We start from the raw sequence: 18,897 nt of genomic DNA on the forward strand, positions 1-18,897 counted from the left end.
CAAACGCCGGCGAGGCTGAAAAGGGTCGGGCCGAGGAGGAGACGGCTATCCCACGGGGAGGATGGCGTGGACGCGGTAGCCGCCTCCGTAGCGGGGGCCGGCGAAGCAGGAGCCGCCCAGTGCTCCGGTGCGCTCGCGCATGCCGAGGAGGCCGTGCCCGCCGCCCGGGTCGGCCGGTTCCGGGCCCGGGCCGGCCGAGCCGCCGCCGTCGTCGAGGACGGTCACCTCCACCGACGGCCCCACCCGCACCACGCTGACCTCAGCCTTCGCGCCCGATCCCGCGTGCTTGCGCACGTTCGTCAGCGCCTCCTGGATCACCCGGTACGCCGCCAGGTCCACGGCCGCCGGCAGCGCCCCCGCCTCCGCCGTCCCGTCCAGCTGGACGATGACCTCCACCGGCAGCCCGGCGTGCCGGAAGGTGTCCACCAGCTCGTCCAGGACGCCGAGCCCCGGCGCGGGCTCCGTCGGCGCCTCCGGGTCGCCCGACTGCCGCAGCAGGCCGACCGTGGCCCGCAGCTCGTTCAGCGCCGACCGGCTGGCGTCCCGTACGTGCGCCAGCGCCTCCTTGGCCTGGTCCGGGCGCTTGTCCATGACGTGCGCGGCCACTCCCGCCTGCACGTTGACCAGGGCGATGTGGTGGGCCACCACATCGTGCAGGTCCCGGGCGATCCGCAGCCGCTCCTCGGCGACCCGCCGCCTGGCCTCCTCGTCCCGGGTCCGCTCGGCGCGCTCGGCCCGTTCCCTGATGGCGTCGACGAAGGCCCGCCGGCTGCGTACGGCGTCCCCGGCGGCCGCGGCCATGCCCGTCCAGGCGAAGATCCCGATGTTCTCCTGCGCGTACCAGGGCAGCGGCCCGGCCAGCATGGCGACGCCCGTCAGACCCGCCATGGTGAGCAGCCCGATCCGCCAGGTCGTCGGCCGGTCGGTCCGTGCGGCCACCGTGTACAGGGCGATCACCGCGCACATGGCGACGGGCGCCCGCGGTTCCCCGGTGGTCAGCTCCAGCAGGGACAGCCCGCAGGTCACGGCGAGCACGGCGAGCGCCCGCCGGCGCCGGAACACCAGCGCGGCCGCGCCGAGCAGCATCAGCAGCAGCGAGAACGGCTCGGGGGCGCGCGTCCCGAAGGTGGGCCCGTGCGGCCCGTGCGGACTGGCGAAGGAGCCGACGACCATGGCGACGAACGCCCCGAACGCCAGCACGGCGTCGGTGGCGAGCGGATGGGCCCGCATCCACTGCCGGGTGGGGGCGAACGGCCCGAGATCTGTCGTCACCCGGATACGGTACGGCCTCGCCCGCCGATGCCCGCTACGGCGGCGTGCGGTGCCCCAGCGGGACGCGGGACCGCACCGGACCCCAGCGCGCCCGCACCACGCACACCGCCATGACGGCGGCGATGGCCGCCAGGTGCTCCTTGCCGGCGAGGTTGTCCTTGACCAGCACTTCGCCGATCATCACGAGGATCACCAGGGCGCCGGTCAGGTACGCCCGGTAGCGCCAGCACACGTAGATGGCCAGGCCCACGACCGCCGCCGAGGGCCCGGTGTCGTTGACGATCCGGTCGGACACCGGCAGGCCGAGGGCGTGCTCCGGCCCGAGCGCGAGCCCGATCCGTGCGTAGGTGGTCCCGGCGAGGGTGGCGACGTAGCCGATCAGCAGGGTGCGCCACCAGCCGATGCAGATCTCGGCGATGCCGAAGACCAGCAGGATCTGCGCGAGCGCCCCCCACACCGGCAGGTCCAGGGCGGGGACGAACAGGGACAGCGGGGTGCGCAGGAGGGCCAGCCCGAGCGGGTCGGCGGCTTTGACCGATCCGAGGTTCTGGACCGGCTGGAACCCCCAGGAGGTGTTCTGCACGATCTGGAAGACCGAGGTCAGACAGACCGCGCCGAGGGTCATCGGGATCGCCCGCCATCTGTCGCGGACGAGCGCGTCCCGGACGGTCCAGAACATGGGTCCCCACTCACGGCGGGCGAACTGCCGCAGTGGGGACTTGTTCCACGCTGTCAACGGCGGGTCTCCAGGTGTCTGCGGTGCAGCCACTTCGGAAGGCCGGGGGCCTCCAGGAAGCCCTCGGCCCGGCCGGCCGCGACACCGATCCGCAGCAGGTCCGAACTCTTCTCGAAGAGCATGAACCGCGGTTCCCAGATCGGCCGGTATTTGGCGTTGGCCCGGTAGAGGGACTCGATCTGCCACCAGCGGGAGAAGAAGCTGAGCAGCGAGCGCCACATCCGCAGCACCGGGCCGGCGCCGAGCCGGGACCCGCGCTCGAAGACGGACCGGAACATCGCGAAGTTGAGGGAGACCTGGGTGATCCCGATCTCCTTGGAGCGTTCGAGGAGTTCGATGACCATGAACTCCATCAGGCCGTTCTCGGAGTCCCGGTCACGGCGCATCAGGTCCAGCGACAGACCCCTGGGTCCCCACGGCACGAAGGACAGCACGGCCCGCAGCTCGCCGCTGCCGTCGGTGCATTCCAGCATCACGCACTGGCCGTCGGCGGGATCACCCAGCCGGCCCAGCGCCATGGAGAAGCCGCGCTCGGTGGCGCCGTCGCGCCAGTCGTCGGCGCGGCGCACCAGCTCGGCCATCTCCTCGGCCGGGATGTCGTCGTGGCGGCGGATGCGGACGGTGTACCCGGCCCGCTTGACCCGGTTGAAGGCCTGCCGGACGGTCCGCATGGCGCGGCCCTCCAGCGTGAACTCGGCGGTCTCGACGATCGCCTCGTCACCGAGTTCGAGGGCGTCCAGGCCGTGCCGGGCGTAGATCTGCCCGGCCTCCTCGCTCGCCCCCATCACGGCCGGCACCCAGCCGTGCTCGCGGGCCTCGGCCAGCCACGGGTCGATGGCGCCGGGCCAGGCCTCGGGGTCGCCGATCGGGTCGCCGGAGGCCAGGGAGACCCCGCCGACGACGCGGTAGGTCACGGCGGCCTTGCCGGTGGGGGACCAGATGACGGACTTCTCGCGGCGCAGCGCGAAGTAGCCGAGCGAGTCGCGGTCGCCCTGCCGGGCCAGCAGGGCCCGCAGCCGCTCCTCGTCCTCCTCGCTGATCGGGTCGACGGCGCGGCGCGAGCGGAAGGCGGCGAACAGCACGGCGAGCAGCAGCAGCATCGACATGACGTTGACGGCGACGTCCACCCAGCCGGGCGTGATGATCGCCTCGGAGACCCGCTCGCCGGGGGCCAGGGTGATCAGCCGCATCACACCGTACTTCCAGCGCGCGGGGAAGGAGGCCTCGGCACTGAGCGGGGAGGTGTTGGTGGCGCCGACGAGCAGGGCCGCGACCAGCGAGGCGGCCAGCAGGCCGACGGCGGCGACGGCGCTGGCGAGCGCCGGGTTGGAGCGGTCGCCCTTGGCGTAGAACTCGCGGCGGCCCAGCAGCAGGGCGCCGACGAACAGCGCGGTCACGCCGAGCGAGACCCAGTTCTGCGCGTGCTGCCGGATTCCCTCGTTCAGGTAGAGACCCCGGGAGAGCAGTACCACCAGGGACACGCTGAGCGCGAGGTTGAGGATCCAGGAGGCGCGTTTGCGGCGGCCGAGGGTGACGGCGAGCATCAGCGTGAAGAGGCCGGAGGCGAAGCCCGCGGTGAGCATGTACGGGGTGTAGAAGTGGTCGGCGTTGTGGCGCCGCAGGTCCTGCCCGAGCGAAACCCACACCGCACTGAGGAAGTTGACGAAGGTGACGGCGCGCAGGTACCAGACCGCGAAGGCGGCTCCGTGCCGTGAGCGGGCGCTCCCCCTGCCGGTCTCCCGGCCGCCCCCCGCCGCCTTGCCGGCGGGATCGCCGCCGGTGTCTTTCCTGCCGGATGACGGACCGGTCGCCGGTGCGGCGGTGCGGTCGGTCTCTGCGCTGGCCAAACGGACCTCTCCCATAAAAAGCGATCATATGGGGCGCAGCTGTCCGTCCTTGCGCGGTCGGGGGCCTCGGCCTGGTCGGGACCGGGGGCCCCGGCGGCTCATTCCGTCGGCTCCTCCACCGCCCGCTCCGGGAGTTCCGCCGCGAGTGCGGCGGCCGCCTGGACGAGGGGGAGAGCCAGCAACGCCCCGGTACCTTCACCTACTGTGACGCCGTGGTCGAGCACCGGGTTGAGCGCCATTCGGTCAAGTGCCTTCGCCTGACCCGGCTCGCCGCTGGCCTGTCCGGCCAGCCACCAGTCAGGAGCCCGGAACGCGGCCCGCTGGGCCACCAGTCCGCACGCGGCCGAAACGACACCGTCAAGGATGACCGGCGTACGGCGTACCGCGCACTGGAGGAGGAAACCGGTGATGGCGGCCACGTCCGCGCCGCCGACCGCGGCCAGCAGCGCCACCTGGTCGCCCAGGACCGGGCGCGCCCGGCGCAGCGCGTCGCGGATCGCCGCGCACTTGCGCATCCAGGCCAGGTCGTCGATGGGCAGGCCGCCCCGCCCCGTGACCACCGAGGCGTCGGTCCCGCACAGCGCGGCGACGAGGGTCGCGGCGACGGTGGTCCCGCCCACGCTCAGGTCACCGAGGACGACCAGATCCGTTCCGGAGTCGGCCTCCTCGTCGGCGATCCGCATCCCGAGCCGCACCGCGGCCTCGGCCTCCTCGGCCGTCAGCGCGTCCTCCACGTCGATCCGGCCGCTGCCGCGCCGGATCCGGTGCGCGACCACGTCCGCGGGCAGCAGCCCCGGATCGCAGTCGAGCCCGGCGTCGACGATCCGTATGGTCGCGCCGAGCCGTCCGGCCAGGATGGCCACGGGGCTGACACCGTCGAGGGCGGCCCGCACCAGTTCGTGGCCGGTGGACGCGGCCCGGGCGGAGACGCCCTCGGCGGCGATCCCGTGGTCGGCGGCGAACAGCACCACGCGGGGCCGCTCGATCGGCTTGACCGGAACCCGACCCTGCGCGGCGGCGAGCCACTCGGCGAGTTCGTCGAGCCTGCCCAGCGCGCCGGGCGGGACGGCGAGGCGCTCACGGCGTTCCTCGGCGTCACGCCGGACGCCCCCGTCGGGGCGCTCGATCAGATCGGAGAAGTCGTCGAGATTCAGCGTGCTCATCTGCCAGAGAGTACAGCCGGTGAGGCCTTCCCTCAGGCCTTGGGCGCCCTGTTCCGGCCCGGTCGTGGAGCGGGGCAACCCCCGTCGCCGCAGCGGCCGTCGGCTCCTCGCCGACGAGCCTTGCAGGCGCCGTCCCCCGCTATTCCTTGAGTACGGTCACCAGGCCCGCGACGACGAGGAGCACGTGCTCGCACTCGCCCGCGACCGCCGCGTTCAGCCGGCCCAGCTCGTCGCGGAAGCGGCGGCCCGAGGAGGTCGCCGGGACGACGCCCGAGCCGACCTCGTTGCTGACCAGCACCACCGGTCGGCGGGTCGCGCGCACCGCCGCCACCAGCTCGGCGGTCCGCTCGGCGAGCCGGCGCCGGCCGCTCTCCGTCCACACCTCGTCGTCCCACGCCCCGGCCCGGTCCATCGCGTCCGTCAACCACAGCGCCAGGCAGTCGATCAGCAGCGGCGGCCCGTCGGCGGCCAGCAGCGGGACCAGCTCGCACGTCTCCACCGTCCGCCAGCTCCCCGGCCGGCGCTCCCGGTGCAGGCCCACCCGCTGCGCCCATTCCGCGTCGCCGTCCCGGGTGCCTCCGGTGGCCACGTAGACCACCTCCGGGAAGGACTCCAGCCGACGCTCCGCCTCCACGGACTTGCCAGAACGGGCCCCGCCCAGCACCAGGGTCCGGCGCGGCAGGTCCGGTACCGAGGGGTACTCCCCGACGATCACGGTCGTCCCGTCCGGCACCGCCCGGGCCCCGGCCGCCGCGCACCGGCGCTCCAGCTCCCGGCCCGGCGTGGTGTCGTGGTCCAGGTGGACGGCGATCACGTCCGTGGCCGGGCCGACGGCGCCGCTCGCCCGCAGCCGCGCCAGCGCCTCGGGCCGGCCCAGCACATCCATGAGGACCATGTCGTACGGGCGCTGCGCGGGCCCGTTGTTCGTCCCGGCGGGGGCCCCGCCCGGCGGCAGGTACAGCAGCCGGCCGCCGTCCGGGCCGGTCACCTCGTACCCGGTGCCCGGCGCGTCCATCGGCACCGCGCGCACCCGGTGCCCGGAGATCACCGCGAGCTCCCGCCCGTCCGGCACCCGCCCGGCGGCCGGCAGCCCGGGCGGCAGCTCGACCGCGGGCCCGTCGTGCGGGTGGGTCAGCAGCACCTGCCGCACACCGGCCAGCGAATGCCCGGCCCGGGCGCCCGCCAGCACCGCCCCGGGGGTCAGGTCCAGCAGCAGCGCCCCGTCGACCAGGACGGCCGTGGCGGCGCGGGAGCGCGTGCCGAAGGAGACCGCGCAGGCCGCGCAGGGGCAGCCGGGGCGGGGCAGGCCGTCGGGTGTTCCGGTGCCGAGCAGAGTGAGTTCCACAGGATGATCCTCCCGCGTCGCCGAGACTGCTGCGCGCCCGGTTACTCTGCGGGCACACTCAGGGCAGGAAGCGTGCGAGCAACGGAGGCGGACATGGCGTGGACGTGGCGGTTCGAGACGGCCGACGGCACCGAGACGAGCCCGTCGGTGGTACCCGAGGAGTTCACCACGCAGGGGGACGCGGAGTCCTGGGTCGGTGAGTACTGGAAGGACCTGCTGGAGGGCGGCGTCGAGCAGGTGAAGCTGTCCGACGACAGCGGGACCGAGCTCTACACGATGAGCCTGCGCGCCGCCCTGGAGGCGTAGCCGCAGCAGGGAAAGGGGGGCGGGCCGGGGGTGATCCCCGGCCCGCCCCCTTCCTCATGCCTGTCGTGCGGGCCTCAGCCCCGTACGCCGCACAGGTGCAGCAGTGCCGCCACACCCCGGTAGGGGTCGATCCGGCCGGCCCGGTCCTCGGCGGCCAGCAGCCGCTCCAGCTCCTCGTCGGGCGGCAGGACCTCGCCCGCCTCGGTGCCGTCCGTGAAGACGCGTACGCCGTACCAGGACTGCAGGGGCGCACCGATCCCCGACAGGGTCGCCGTCAGTCCGGCCAGCCGGTCCGCGCGGACGTCCAGGCCCAGCCGGTTCGTGTAGTCGGTGGAGTCGAACGCGGCCAGCGCGCCCTTCCAGTCACCGTCCAGGCCCGGCCGCATGGCGAGCGCGTCGCCGTTGCGCACCAGCAGGGACAGCAGTCCGCCCGGGGCCAGCATCCGGGCCAGCCCGGCCAGCATGGCGTCCGGTTCGGGCACGTACATCAGCACGCCGTGGCACAGCACGACGTCGAAGCTGCCCGGCAGGAAGTGGGCCCCGGTCTCGCGGCCGTCGCCCTCCAGCAGGGTCACCCGGTCGCGGATCCCGGCGGGCTCCGCCGCCAGCGCCTCACGGGCGACGGCGAGCATGCCGGGGTCCTGCTCCAGGCCCGTCACCTTGTGCCCGGCGCGGGCCAGCCGCAGGGCCTGCGTGCCCTGGCCCATGCCGACGTCGAGGACGCGCAGCCGCTGCCCGACCGGGAAGCGCTGCGCGATCTGCTCGTCGACCTGCCGGCCCACGAGCTCCTGCCGGACCGCGTTGCGCAGTCCGCCCAGGCCTTCCAGCCAGAGCCTTGCCCCCTCGGCGAAGCCTTCCCCCGACGCGCCGGGCGTCCCTCCGGTCAGGGCCGTTCCCCGCGCTTGACCTGCGGCTTCGGGAGACGGAGCCGGCGCATCTGGAGGGTGCGCATCAGGCCGTAGGCGATGGCGCCGCGGCGGGGCTCGTCCGGGAAGCGCGTGACCAGGGCCTTGCGGAGGCGGAACCACAGACCGATGGAGTCCAGCAGGATCAGGACGATCACGACGAGCCACAGCGTCAGCGCGATGGTCTGGATCGACGGCTGGCGCACCATGCTCAGCACCAGGATGATCACCGCCAGGGGCAGGAACATCTCGGCGACCGAGTAGCGGGAGTCCACGAAGTCGCGGACGAACCGGCGGACGGGGCCCTTGTCCCGGGTGGGCAGATAGCGCTCGTCGCCGTTGGCCAGCGCTTCGCGCTGCTTGGCCATCTCGGTACGGCGGCGCTCACGGGCTCGCTTGGCATCCTCCTTGCGGTTGCCGGTCGAGGCCACCACGGCCTTGCGCTGCGACTGGGCCACAGCACGCTTCGGCGTAGGGCGGCCCTTCGGGGCCTGCGGGTCACGGGGCTGCGAGAGGTCGGCGCTCACCTTGTCGGTGGCGGCGGCCTTCTCTTCCTTGGAGGAGCGGCTACCAAACACAAAACCCAAGCCTACGTGGTTGCGGGCACGGGCCCCACCCCGCTGGGGAACGATCCGGCAACGGCGGGCGTCCTTCCCTTAGCACGGTTCGTGCGGTGGGTCCGTTCTCCTGGGATCACCTACTCCTTACGCCTGATGGGGCGCGGGCGTAGTCGTCCTGGAGGAGGAGCGCATCCGTACTCGAACAGTGCGGTAATGGAGACAGGGCCCGTACTGTGGGTCCTGTCGGTGACCTGGAGCACAGTCCGTCTAGAAGGGGGCGCGCGAAGCCCATGAGCGGTGTCATGAAGCGTATGGGGATGATCTTCCGCGCGAAGGCGAACAAGGCCCTTGACCGGGCCGAGGACCCGCGCGAAACCCTCGACTACTCGTACCAGAAGCAGCTGGAGCTGCTGCAGAAGGTGCGCCGCGGGGTCGCCGACGTGGCGACCTCCCGCAAGCGCTTGGAGCTGCAGCTGAACCAGCTCCAGGGGCAGTCCGCCAAGCTGGAGGACCAGGGCCGCAAGGCGCTCGCCCTGGGCCGCGAGGACCTGGCCCGCGAGGCCCTGTCCCGGCGCGCCTCGCTCCAGCAGCAGGTCAGCGACCTGGAGGTGCAGCACCAGACCCTGCAGGGCGAGGAGGAGAAGCTGACGCTCGCCGCCCAGCGGCTCCAGGCCAAGGTGGACGCCTTCCGCACGAAGAAGGAGACCATCAAGGCCACCTACACGGCGGCCCAGGCGCAGACCCGCATCGCGGAGTCCTTCTCCGGCATCTCCGAGGAGATGAGCGACGTCGGCCTGGCCATCCAGCGGGCCGAGGACAAGACCGCCCAGCTGCAGGCCCGCGCCGGCGCGATCGACGAGCTGCTGGCCTCCGGCGCGCTCGACGACCAGAGCGGACTGGGCTCCAAGGACGACATCCAGGCCGAGCTGGACCGCCTCTCGGGCGGTACGGACGTGGAGCTGGAGCTCCAGCGCATGAAGGCCGAGCTGGCGGGCGGCCCGTCCGCCCAGCAGCAGGCCATCGAGGGCGGCGCCCAGGGCAACGGGCAGCAGCCGCAGGCTCCGCACCGGTTCGACAAGCAGTAGGACGGGGCCCGTCATGATTGTCCGCATCATGGGGGAAGGCCAGGTGGAAGTGGCCGACAGCCACTTCCCCGAGCTCAACAAGCTGGACGACGAGCTGCTCGCGGAGATGGAGGGCGGTGACGAGGAGGGCTTCCGGCGGACGCTGGGCGCGCTGCTCGACGCCGTACGGCGGCTCGGCACGCCGCTGCCGGACGACGCGCTGGAACCGTCCGAGCTGATCCTCCCCGCGGCGGACGCCGGATTGGACGAGGTCAGGGAGATGCTCAGCGACGACGGCCTGATCCCGGGCTGAGCTCCGGACGGGGCACACCGACAGCACGGCGGCGGGCCCGCCCCCTTCGACGGGGGGCGGGCCCGCCGCCGTCTTCAGTGCGGGGGCGGCTTCTCCAGGGAGACGGTGCGGTCCGGGTCCGGGGTCCCGCCGATGAAGTTCTCGAACGCGCGGCGCGGCCGCGCCCAGCGCCGGTCGTGGTGGAAGGCCCGCAGCCCGGCCTTGGCCCGGGCGCGCGGCCGGTTCGCGTAGAACTTCCTCGCGTACGGGGATCCGGGCCGGGCCAGCCGGATCGCGCCGACCAGCGCCACGAACGGGACGACCAGGCCGAAGAGCGCGGTGCGCGCCTTGCCCTTCCACAGGGCGAGCAGCGCGAGGAAGAAGTTGGTGGCCCCGTTCATGACGACCAGGCCGCGGCTCTGGCGCTCCTCGGTGGACAGGTCGTTCACCCCGAAGGGCACGAAACCGCCGATGACCAGGGCCACGATGGCGGCCGTGACGACCACGAGCTCGACGCTCTTGCGGCCCTGCTCGCTCCAGTAGACGTCGTCGAGGTGCAGGATCAGGGCGAACTCGTCCAGGACCAGGCCCGCGCCCAGGCCGAAGGTCACGGCCGAGGCGTACGCGCCGAAGCCGTACCGGCCGCTGCCGACCGCGCCGAAGCCGCCGATGATCACGAGGATCACGCCCGGCACCACGTGGTGGATGTGCAGACCGCCCGGGGTGACGTTCGTGAAGGGGCCCCGGCCGGCCCGGATCATCCGGGTGATCACACGGGTGACCAGGAACGACAGGACGAAGGAGAGCAGGGCGAGCAGGAGCGGCAGCTTCCCCGGTTCGACGATGTTCCGATACCACCAGTGACCCATCCCACTGACTCCCTATTTGGCATGTAATGGGTAATTTACCGCCCGCGCAGAGCGGGTACCGTTCCCGCCGATGACAGATTCGTTCGACGGCCCGCCCCAGACGCCGCCCCCGGAACGCGCCTCGTTCCCCGACGGCGTCCGTTTCGCGTTCGGCACCCTCACCGTGCTGCCCGCGCGCATCACCCGCTGGGACCGCCCCGCCGCCCGCACCGGAATGGCCTGCGCCCCGCTCGCCGGGCTAGTCGTGGGCCTGCTCGCGGCCCTGCCCGGAGTGCTCCTCCTGCTGCTCGGCGGGGGCCCGCTGCTCGCCGCGGCCCTCACCGTCGCCGTACCGGCCGCACTGACCCGGGGACTGCATCTGGACGGCCTCGCCGACACGGCCGACGGCCTCGGCAGCGCCAAACCCGCCGACCAGGCCCTGCGGATCATGAAGCAGTCCGACATCGGCCCCTTCGGCGTCGTGGCCCTGGTGCTCGTGCTGCTCACGCAGGTGGCCGCCCTGTCCGAGATCTACGCCGACGGCCGCGCCGAGGGCGCCCTCGCCGCCGTGGTCGCCGCCGTGGCCGCCCGCCTCGCCATGACCCTGGCCTGCCGCGAAGGCGTCCCGGCCGCCCGCCCCGAGGGGCTCGGCGCCGCCGTGGCCGGGGTGGTCCCGCGCCGCGCCGCCGCCGCGATCACCGTGCTCACCGTCGTGCTCGCCGCGGCCGCGGCCCTCCCCATGGGCCTGCCCGCCGCCGGCCGGAGCGCGGCGGCGGTCCTGGCCGCCCTGCTCGCCGCGGAGCTGCTGCTGCGCCGCTGCGTACGGCGCTTCGACGGGGTCACCGGCGACGTCTTCGGCGCCCTGGCCGAGGTCGCGGCGACCACCGCGCTGATCGTCCTCGCCCTGGGCTGAGCGCGCGGACGGGGGACACGTACCCTCGGCTCGTGGACGAACTCGCGACGGACCCGCCCTCCGCCGCACCCGTCAGGGTGCTGCTCGCCGACGACCAGGCGCTGCTGCGCAGCGCGTTCAAGGTGCTCGTGGACTCCGAGCCCGACATGGAGGTCGTCGGGGAGGCCTCCGACGGCGCGCAGGCCGTCGAACTCGCCCGCCGGACCCGCCCCGACGTCGTCCTCATGGACATCCGGATGCCCGGCACCGACGGGCTCGCCGCCACCCGCACGATCAGCGCGGACCCGGAACTCGCCGACGTGCGCGTGGTGATGCTGACGACCTTCGAGGTCGACGAGTACGTGGTCTCGGCCCTGCGGGCCGGCGCCTCCGGCTTCCTCGGCAAGGGCGCCGAGCCCGAGGAGCTGCTCAACGCCATCCGCGTCGCCGCGGCCGGCGAGGCCCTGCTCTCCCCGGCCGCCACCAAAGGGCTCATCGCCACCTTCCTCGCCCAGGGCGGCGGCGCCGACCCGGCCGCCGCCGGAGCCGCCGCCGGGGCGCACGCGCAGCGGCTCGCCGCGCTGACGGTTCGGGAGCGCGAGGTCCTCGTACACGTGGCGGCCGGGCTGTCGAACGACGGGATCGCCGGACGGCTGGAGGTCAGCCCGCTGACCGTCAAGACCCACGTGAACCGGGCCATGGCCAAGCTCGGCGCCCGCGACCGGGCCCAATTGGTGGTTATTGCCTACGAATCGGGACTCGTCCGCCCCCGCGCGGAGTAGTACTGCCCAGAACGGAGTACTCCGAACGCGGTATGCCGCACATAAGGACGGCACCTGCGGTCGACGAAACGCGCCACGGCGGTGCGACAGGGTAGGAGTGCCCTCGCGTTCGTCACTGCAGAGAGATCTCATAACCATGTCCTGGCTGTCCCGCTTCAGCCTGGCCCAAAGGGCCCTGGTCGGCCTCGTGTCGATCGTGGCGCTGCTCTTCGGCGCCATAGCCATCCCGCAGCTCAAGCAGCAGTTGCTGCCCTCCATCGAATTGCCGATGGTGTCCGTGCTCGCGCCGTACCAGGGCGCCTCGCCCGACGTGGTCGAGAAGCAGGTCGTCGAACCGATCGAGGCCACACTCAAGGGCGTCGACGGCCTCACCGGCATCACCTCCACCGCCAGCGAGGGCAACGCCCTCATCATGGCCACCTTCGACTACGGCGACGGCGGCACCAAGCAGCTCGTCGCCGACGTCCAGCAGGCCGTCAACCGGGCCCGCGTCCGGCTGCCCGCCGAGGTGGACCCACAGGTCGTGGCCGGTTCCACCGACGACATCCCGACCGTCATCCTGGCCGTCACCTCCGGCAAGGACCAGCAGGCGCTCGCCGACCAGCTGGAACGTTCCGTCGTCCCCGTCCTCTCGGACATCGAGGGCGTCGGCCAGGTCACCGTCGACGGCGTCCAGGACCTCCAGGTCACCGTCACCCCCGACAACGCCAAGCTCGCGGCCGCCGGCCTCGACGGCGTCAAGCTCGCCGAGGGCCTCCAGGCGGGCGGCGCGGCCGTCCCCGCCGGCTCCTTCGACGAGGCGGGCAAGAACCGCACCGTGCGCGTCGGCTCCGGCTACACCTCCCTCGCCCAGCTGGAGGACCTGCGCCTGAGCTCCGGCACGGGCAAGTCGGCCGTCCGCCTCGGCGACGTCGCCAGCGTGAAGCAGGAGCCGGCCAAGGCCGTCTCCATCACCCGTACCAACGGCAAGCCCAGCCTCGCCCTCGTCCTCACCATGGACAAGGACGGCAGCGCCGTCGCCATCTCCGACGCCGTCAAGGACAAGCTGCCCGAGCTGCGCACCGCGCTCGGCGCCGGCGCCGAGCTGACCGTCGTCAGCGACCAGGGCCCGGCCGTCGCCAAGTCCATCTCCAGCCTCACCACCGAGGGCATGCTCGGCCTGCTCTTCGCGGTGATCGTGATCCTGGTCTTCCTGGCCTCGCTGCGCTCGACGCTGGTCACGGCGGTCTCCATCCCGCTGTCCGTGGTCCTCGCGCTCATCGTGCTGTGGACCCGCGACCTGTCGCTCAACATGCTGACCCTGGGCGCGCTCACCATCGCCATCGGCCGCGTGGTCGACGACTCGATCGTGGTCCTGGAGAACATCAAGCGCCACCTCGGCTACGGCGAGGAGCGCGAGGCCGCGATCATCACCGCGGTCAAGGAGGTCGCCGGCGCGGTCACCTCCTCCACCCTCACCACCGTCGCCGTCTTCCTGCCGATCGGCCTCACCGACGGCATGATCGGCGAGCTCTTCGGCTCCTTCTCGCTCACCGTCACCGCGGCCCTGCTGGCCTCGCTGCTCGTCTCGCTGACGGTCGTACCGGTGCTCTCGTACTGGTTCCTGGGCGCGCCCAAGGGCGTCGAGCCCGGCAACGCCGAGAGCGCGGCGAAGGCCCGCCGCGAGGCGGAGGAGAAGGAGGCGCGCAGCCGCCTCCAGCTGCTCTACGTCCGCGTCCTGGGCTTCGCCACCCGGCGCCGCCTGACCAGTGTGGCCATCGCGGTGGTCGTCCTCTTCGGCACCTTCGGGATGACCCCGATGCTGAAGACCAACTTCTTCGACCAGGGCGAGCAGGAAGTCCTGACGGTCAAGCAGGAACTCGCGCCGGGCACCTCGCTGGCCGCTTCCGACGAGGCGAGCCGCAAGATCGAGAAGGTGCTGGCCTCGGTCGACGGCATCAAGAGCTACCAGGTCACCGTCGGCTCCTCCGGCTTCCTCGCCGCCTTCGGCGGCGGTACGGGCTCCAACCAGGCCTCGTACCAGGTGAGCCTGAAGGACTCCGGCAAGGCGGACGCCGTCAAGAAGAGCATCGAGGGCAAGCTGGCCGCCCTCGACGGCATCGGCGAGACCCGCATCGTCGCGGGCGACGGCTTCGGCAGCCAGAACCTCAGCGTGGTCGTCAAGGCCGGTGACGCCAAGGCCCTGGCCGACGGCGCCGAGCAGGTCCGCGCCGAGGTCGCGAAGCTCAAGAACGTCGCCGACGTGCAGAGCGACCTGTCCCAGTCCGTGCCCCGCATCTCCGTTACCGCCACCCCCAAGGCGGCCGAGGCCGGCCTGAACCAGGCCGCGCTCGGCGCGATCGTCTCGCAGGCCGTCCGGGGCAACCCGGCGGGCAAGGCCGTACTCGACGACACCGAGCGGGACATCGTCATCCGGTCCGCGCAGCCGGCCACCACCCTGGCCGAACTGCGGGCGCTCCCGGTCGGCCCCGCCAAGCTCGGCGACATCGCCGAGGTCAAGGAGGTCCCCGGCCCGGTCGCGATGACCCGGATCGACGGCGCCCGCGCCGCCACCGTCACCGCACGGCCGCTCGGCGACAACACCGGCGCGGTCAGCGCCGAACTGCAGACCAAGCTCAAGGCCCTGCACCTGCCGGACGGCGTCACCGCCTCCATCGGCGGCGTCTCCGAGGACCAGGACGAGGCCTTCGGGTCGCTGGGCCTGGCCATGCTCGCGGCCATCGCGATCGTGTTCATGCTGCTGGTCGCGACCTTCCGGTCGCTGGTCCAGCCGCTGATCCTGCTGGTCTCCATCCCGTTCGCGGCGACCGGCGCGCTCGGCCTGCTCATCGCCACCGGCACCCCGATGGGCGTCCCGGCGATGATCGGCATGCTGATGCTCATCGGCATCGTGGTGACCAACGCGATCGTGCTGATCGACCTGGTCAACCAGTACCGCGCCCAGGGCCTGGGCGTCGTCGAAGCGGTCATCGAGGGCGGCCGGCACCGACTGCGCCCGATCCTGATGACGGCCCTGGCGACGATCTTCGCGCTGCTGCCGATGGCGCTGGGCGTCACCGGCGAGGGCGGCTTCATCTCGCAGCCGCTCGCGGTCGTGGTGATCGGCGGCCTGGTCAGCTCCACCCTGCTGACGCTGCTGCTGGTGCCGACCCTCTACACGATGGTCGAGCTCCGCAAGGAGCGCCGCCGCGCCAAGCGCACGGCGAAGCGCGAGGCCCGACGGACGTCGGTGCCGACCCCGTCCGAGGCCTCGGACGACGCTCCGGCCCGCGTCTGACGGGCCCGCGGTGAGACCCGAGGGGCGTCCCGGTTTCCGGGGCGCCCCTCGGCGCGTGCCGGACGGGCGGCCACAACGAGAAGGGGCACCCCGGTGGGGTGCCCCTTCTCGGCGATCGGGTCCGGACGGGCTACGGGAGCGCCAGCATCCGCTCCAGGGCGAGCTTCGCGAAGCTCTCCGTCTCCTTGTCGACCTGGATCTGGTTGACGAGGTTGCCCTCGGCCAGGGACTCCAGGGTCCACACCAGGTGCGGGAGGTCGATGCGGTTCATCGTCGAGCAGAAGCAGACCGTCTTGTCGAGGAAGACGACTTCCTTGTCCTCGGCGGCGAATCGGTTCGCCAGGCGGCGGACCAGGTTCAGCTCGGTGCCGATGGCCCACTTGGAGCCGGCCGGGGCCGCCTCCAGCGCCTTGATGATGTACTCCGTCGAGCCGACGTAGTCCGCGGCCGCGACGACCTCGTGCTTGCACTCGGGGTGGACCAGGACGTTCACGCCGGGGATGCGGGCGCGGACGTCGTTGACCGAGTCGACCGAGAACCGCCCGTGCACCGAGCAGTGCCCGCGCCACAGGATCATCTTGGCGTTCCGCAGCTGCTCGGCGGTCAGGCCGCCGTTCGGCTTGTGCGGGTTGTAGAGCACGCAGTCGTCCAGGGACATGCCCATGTCGCGGACGGCGGTGTTGCGGCCCAGGTGCTGGTCCGGGAGGAAGAGGATCTTCTCGCCCTGCTCGAAGGCCCACTCCAGGGCCTTCTTCGCGTTGGACGAGGTGCAGATCGTGCCGCCGTGCTTGCCGGTGAAGGCCTTGATGTCGGCGGAGGAGTTCATGTACGAGACGGGCACCGTGACATCGGCGACGCCGGCCTCGGTCAGCACGTCCCAGCACTCCGCGACCTGCTCGGCGGTGGCCATGTCGGCCATCGAGCAGCCGGCCGCCAGGTCCGGCAGGACCACCTTCTGGTCGTCCGAGGTCAGGATGTCCGCGGACTCGGCCATGAAGTGCACGCCGCAGAAGACGATGTACTCGGCCTCCGGCTTGGCGGCCGCGTCCTTGGCCAGCTTGAAGGAGTCGCCGGTGACGTCGGCGAACTCGATGACCTCGTCACGCTGGTAGTGGTGGCCCAGGATGAAGACCTTGTCACCGAGCTTCTCCTTGGCCGCGCGGGCACGCTCCACGAGGTTCGGGTCCGACGGGGAGGGCAGGTCGCCGGGGCACTCCACCCCGCGCTCGCTCTTGGGGTCGGCCTCACGGCCGAGCAGCAGCAGGGCAAGGGGCGTCGGCTGGACGTCCAAGGGCTGGGCGGTGGTCACGACACGCACCCTTTCTGTTCTGCGACAAGGGACTTCTGGATCATCGCTACGACTTCTCGTCTACTTGACGCTATCTATCATAACCGCTTCACGTCAGTTTGACGATGCCGATAGTGTCAATGTGACGCATCAGCCCACGATTCACCGGGCCCACCCCCGCGCGCGGTGTGCGAGCATGGAATATCTGAAACAAGCGTCGGGTCCCGGAATGAATCCGCGGTCCCGCTCGTTGCCACCGACGGCAAGAGTCCGACGTTTCCCCGCCTCAGGCGGGGAGCCGCCCACTTCGGGAGTGAATGCAGATGTCCGTACAGGACGACAAGACCACTGTGAGCGACGGCATCCTCCTGTCCGACGCCGCCGCCGAGAAGGTCAGGACCCTGCTGGAGCAGGAAGGCCGTGACGACCTGGCGCTGCGCGTCGCCGTCCAGCCCGGTGGCTGCTCCGGCCTGCGCTACCAGCTCTTCTTCGACGAGCGCTCCCTCGACGGCGACGTCGTGAAGGACTTCGACGGTGTGAAGGTCGTCACGGACCGGATGAGCTCCCCGTACCTCCACGGTGCCTCCATCGACTTCGTCGACACCATCGAGAAGCAGGGCTTCACGATCGACAACCCCAACGCCACGGGCTCCTGCGCCTGCGGCGACTCGTTCAGCTAGGCCTGGACGCGCACGCGACGAGGGCCCGCCCCCGGTCGGAATCCGACCGGGGGCGGGCCCTCGTGTCATGCCTGGTCCCGCCCGTGGGCCGCGACTGCCGCGACTCCCGCGGCCCACGCGGCCCCCGCGGTCACTGCCGGGGGAGCGGCTTGCCCGAGGTCGCGTCCAGCACCTTCCGGTCGCCCAGCGGCTGCTGCAGCGTCACCGTCAAGGACATCTCCTGCGCCAGCATGATGCAGGCCTGACCCGGCTTGTTCGGGGTGTCCGTGATCTTCACCAGGACCGACTCCGCCTGCTCCCGCGCCTCCACGGCGTAGGTGCTGCACACACTGCCCCAGAAGTTCACCGTCAGCTTCCGGTCGGCCTCCGCGTACGAGAACCCGGGCACGGTCCGGCCGTCCTTCGGGCCGGGCGTGCTCTCCTGGGCCGCCGCCGGCTGCGCCACCGTGTGACCGGGCCCGCCGCCCTGGCCCGCCACCTCGAAGAGCCACGCCGGAACCAGGCCCTGCGCCCCGTTCACCGCGCCGGGCACCAGGCCGAGCACAGCGCCCTTCACGGTCTCCGTCCGCGGGGGCTTCATCGGCCGCGGCTCCGGGTTGCACGGCAGTGTGTCCGTGGCCGCCGCCGGGGTGTCCGCCGTCAGCGGGACCGCACTCGCGCATCCGCTGGGCTCGGGGTTGCCCTCACGGCCGCCCGACTTCGCATTCAGCCGGGCCAGTGCCTCCACGGCGCCGACCACCGGCTGCTCGGCGGCCCGTACCGGGGCCTTCAGCTCCCCGTTGCCCGCCACCACCGCGCCGTCGGAGCCGACGCTGACCTTCGTGGACCAGCCCTGCGTGGGCAGCCCGCCGACCACCGGGTCGGCGGCCACCACCCGTACCGAACCCTGGGTGAGCCGGGCGTCCGACGAGGCTCCCTCCAGGCCCGCCGCGGCCAGCACGGGAGCCGCCGCGGCCTTGGCGGCCTCCTCCGACACCGGCTTGCCCGCGGGGGTCCCGCCGCCCGCACCCGCGCCGCCCGCGTCCTTCGGGAGGGTGGCCGGGCCGCAGGTGTCCTTGCCGCGCACACAGTCGTCACCGGCACCGCTGCCGCTGCCGTTGCCCGGCGCCTGGAAGCGGGCGAAGTTCCACGTGCCCGGCGCCGTGCGCGCCACCGTGAGCCGCGGCCCGGAGCCGTCGGCGGCCTCCCCGGCCAGCCAGACGTCCCCGCTCAGGCGCGGCTCGCCGGGCAGACCCAGGGCCGCCGCCAGGCGGGCCACCTCCGCCGAGGTGACCTCGCCGGAGAGCGCGTAGGTGGGCGCGGTGGCGGCCGGGGCCTCCGGAAGCTTCACATCGGCCCGGTAGACCACCCCGCCGCCGGACGGGTCGGGCTCCCCGGGCGCGATGCCCGGACCCGAGGGGTCTCCCGCGTCGCGGGGCGCGGAGGCCGCGCGCTCACCCGCACGGTGGCCCGAAGCACCGTCGCCGTAGGCCGTCGAGGCCCAGTACGCGCCGCCGCCGCCCGCCAGCAGGACGGCGGCCGCGATCGAGCCGACGGCCCAGGCGGGCCGCCGCCGTGTGCCGCGTGATGTGTCGTCGGGTCGTTCGCTGGTCACCGCATCGCTCCTTCACCGGTCCCGTCGTACCTGATGCGGGTGTGAC

17 protein-coding genes are annotated in these 18,897 nt (G+C 72.7%); 7 read left to right on the forward strand and 10 right to left on the reverse strand.

The features are described from left to right. Positions 1-45: 45 nt before the first annotated feature. The 5 genes from Sspor_RS29820 to Sspor_RS29840 all read right to left on the reverse strand — a co-directional run bounded on the left by Sspor_RS29820 (position 46) and on the right by Sspor_RS29840 (position 6,363). A complete protein-coding gene (locus tag Sspor_RS29820; protein ID WP_372499638.1) occupies positions 46-1,272 on the reverse strand; it encodes a sensor histidine kinase in 1,227 nt (408 codons plus the stop codon). A gap of 34 nt (positions 1,273-1,306) precedes the next feature. After that, complete coding sequence (locus tag Sspor_RS29825) at positions 1,307-1,951, reverse strand: hypothetical protein (RefSeq protein WP_202203950.1); 645 nt, start codon at positions 1,949-1,951, stop codon at positions 1,307-1,309. Positions 1,952-2,004: 53 nt separating this feature from the next. Continuing rightward, complete coding sequence (locus tag Sspor_RS29830) at positions 2,005-3,870, reverse strand: phosphatidylglycerol lysyltransferase domain-containing protein (RefSeq protein WP_202201869.1); 1,866 nt, start codon at positions 3,868-3,870, stop codon at positions 2,005-2,007. A gap of 83 nt (positions 3,871-3,953) precedes the next feature. Continuing rightward, positions 3,954-5,018, reverse strand: coding sequence for a nicotinate-nucleotide--dimethylbenzimidazole phosphoribosyltransferase (gene cobT, locus Sspor_RS29835; protein WP_202201870.1), 1,065 nt, complete (start codon positions 5,016-5,018; stop codon positions 3,954-3,956). Positions 5,019-5,157: 139 nt separating this feature from the next. Then, complete coding sequence (locus Sspor_RS29840) at positions 5,158-6,363, reverse strand: bifunctional adenosylcobinamide kinase/adenosylcobinamide-phosphate guanylyltransferase (RefSeq protein ID WP_202201871.1); 1,206 nt, start codon at positions 6,361-6,363, stop codon at positions 5,158-5,160. Between the two features lie 93 nt (positions 6,364-6,456). On the opposite strand from Sspor_RS29840, the gene Sspor_RS29845 reads away from it, so the two are divergent. Beyond that, complete coding sequence (locus tag Sspor_RS29845) at positions 6,457-6,669, forward strand: hypothetical protein (RefSeq protein ID WP_202201872.1); 213 nt, start codon at positions 6,457-6,459, stop codon at positions 6,667-6,669. 74 nt (positions 6,670-6,743) lie between these two features. On the opposite strand, the gene Sspor_RS29850 is transcribed toward Sspor_RS29845, so the two are convergent. Together Sspor_RS29850 and Sspor_RS29855 are read right to left on the reverse strand one after the other, a co-directional pair. Then, the gene (locus tag Sspor_RS29850) at positions 6,744-7,496 is read right to left on the reverse strand and encodes a class I SAM-dependent methyltransferase (RefSeq protein ID WP_202203951.1); all 753 of its coding nucleotides are present in this window, start codon (positions 7,494-7,496) and stop codon (positions 6,744-6,746) included. Between the two features lie 56 nt (positions 7,497-7,552). Continuing rightward, positions 7,553-8,161, reverse strand: a complete 609-nt coding sequence (locus Sspor_RS29855; RefSeq protein ID WP_237404092.1) for a DUF3043 domain-containing protein — start codon at positions 8,159-8,161, stop codon at positions 7,553-7,555. A 263-nt stretch (positions 8,162-8,424) separates the two neighbouring features. Here Sspor_RS29855 and Sspor_RS29860 point away from each other — a divergent pair, with 263 nt between their 5' ends. Both Sspor_RS29860 and pspAA read left to right on the forward strand, forming a co-directional pair. Then, entirely contained in the window at positions 8,425-9,219 is a 795-nt protein-coding gene (locus tag Sspor_RS29860; protein WP_202201873.1) for a PspA/IM30 family protein, read from the forward strand. Between the two features lie 13 nt (positions 9,220-9,232). Further along, positions 9,233-9,511 carry a PspA-associated protein PspAA gene (pspAA, locus tag Sspor_RS29865; protein WP_202201874.1) on the forward strand — a complete coding sequence of 93 codons (279 nt, stop codon included), beginning with the start codon at positions 9,233-9,235 and terminating at the stop codon, positions 9,509-9,511. A gap of 74 nt (positions 9,512-9,585) precedes the next feature. Here the strand turns inward: pspAA and Sspor_RS29870 are convergent, their stop codons facing one another. Next, positions 9,586-10,359: a hypothetical protein gene (locus Sspor_RS29870; RefSeq protein WP_202201875.1), complete on the reverse strand. Its 774-nt coding sequence runs from the start codon at positions 10,357-10,359 to the stop codon at positions 9,586-9,588. A 70-nt stretch (positions 10,360-10,429) separates the two neighbouring features. Between Sspor_RS29870 and cobS the strand changes: the two genes are divergently transcribed. The 3 genes from cobS to Sspor_RS29885 all read left to right on the forward strand — a co-directional run bounded on the left by cobS (position 10,430) and on the right by Sspor_RS29885 (position 15,289). Next, complete coding sequence (cobS, locus tag Sspor_RS29875; protein WP_202201876.1) at positions 10,430-11,251, forward strand: adenosylcobinamide-GDP ribazoletransferase; 822 nt, start codon at positions 10,430-10,432, stop codon at positions 11,249-11,251. Positions 11,252-11,283: 32 nt separating this feature from the next. Next, on the forward strand, positions 11,284-12,012 hold the full coding sequence (locus Sspor_RS29880; RefSeq protein WP_202201877.1) for a response regulator: 729 nt from the start codon (positions 11,284-11,286) through the stop codon (positions 12,010-12,012). Positions 12,013-12,148: 136 nt separating this feature from the next. Further along, positions 12,149-15,289: an efflux RND transporter permease subunit gene (locus Sspor_RS29885; protein ID WP_202201878.1), complete on the forward strand. Its 3,141-nt coding sequence runs from the start codon at positions 12,149-12,151 to the stop codon at positions 15,287-15,289. 130 nt (positions 15,290-15,419) lie between these two features. Here the strand turns inward: Sspor_RS29885 and nadA are convergent, their stop codons facing one another. After that, positions 15,420-16,598, reverse strand: a complete 1,179-nt coding sequence (gene nadA, locus Sspor_RS29890; RefSeq protein WP_486389291.1) for a quinolinate synthase NadA — start codon at positions 16,596-16,598, stop codon at positions 15,420-15,422. A gap of 302 nt (positions 16,599-16,900) precedes the next feature. Between nadA and erpA the strand changes: the two genes are divergently transcribed. Continuing rightward, complete coding sequence (gene erpA / locus Sspor_RS29895; RefSeq protein ID WP_030010511.1) at positions 16,901-17,257, forward strand: iron-sulfur cluster insertion protein ErpA; 357 nt, start codon at positions 16,901-16,903, stop codon at positions 17,255-17,257. A gap of 130 nt (positions 17,258-17,387) precedes the next feature. Here the strand turns inward: erpA and Sspor_RS29900 are convergent, their stop codons facing one another. Then, positions 17,388-18,851, reverse strand: a complete 1,464-nt coding sequence (locus tag Sspor_RS29900; protein WP_202201880.1) for a hypothetical protein — start codon at positions 18,849-18,851, stop codon at positions 17,388-17,390. Positions 18,852-18,897 lie beyond the last annotated feature (46 nt).

This window comes from Streptomyces spororaveus (genome assembly GCF_016755875.1).
Lineage (GTDB): Bacteria > Actinomycetota > Actinomycetes > Streptomycetales > Streptomycetaceae > Streptomyces > Streptomyces spororaveus.

Coding starts and splice junctions, on each gene's coding strand:
- cobT (WP_202201870.1), bottom strand. CDS start 5,018: ATGAGCACGCTGAATCTCGACGACTTCTCCGATCTGATCGAGCGCCCC.
- Sspor_RS29830 (WP_202201869.1), bottom strand. CDS start 3,870: ATGGGAGAGGTCCGTTTGGCCAGCGCAGAGACCGACCGCACCGCCGCA.
- Sspor_RS29860 (WP_202201873.1), top strand. CDS start 8,425: ATGAGCGGTGTCATGAAGCGTATGGGGATGATCTTCCGCGCGAAGGCG.
- erpA (WP_030010511.1), top strand. CDS start 16,901: ATGTCCGTACAGGACGACAAGACCACTGTGAGCGACGGCATCCTCCTG.
- pspAA (WP_202201874.1), top strand. CDS start 9,233: ATGATTGTCCGCATCATGGGGGAAGGCCAGGTGGAAGTGGCCGACAGC.
- Sspor_RS29845 (WP_202201872.1), top strand. CDS start 6,457: ATGGCGTGGACGTGGCGGTTCGAGACGGCCGACGGCACCGAGACGAGC.
- Sspor_RS29870 (WP_202201875.1), bottom strand. CDS start 10,359: ATGGGTCACTGGTGGTATCGGAACATCGTCGAACCGGGGAAGCTGCCG.
- Sspor_RS29825 (WP_202203950.1), bottom strand. CDS start 1,951: ATGTTCTGGACCGTCCGGGACGCGCTCGTCCGCGACAGATGGCGGGCG.
- cobS (WP_202201876.1), top strand. CDS start 10,430: ATGACAGATTCGTTCGACGGCCCGCCCCAGACGCCGCCCCCGGAACGC.
- Sspor_RS29885 (WP_202201878.1), top strand. CDS start 12,149: ATGTCCTGGCTGTCCCGCTTCAGCCTGGCCCAAAGGGCCCTGGTCGGC.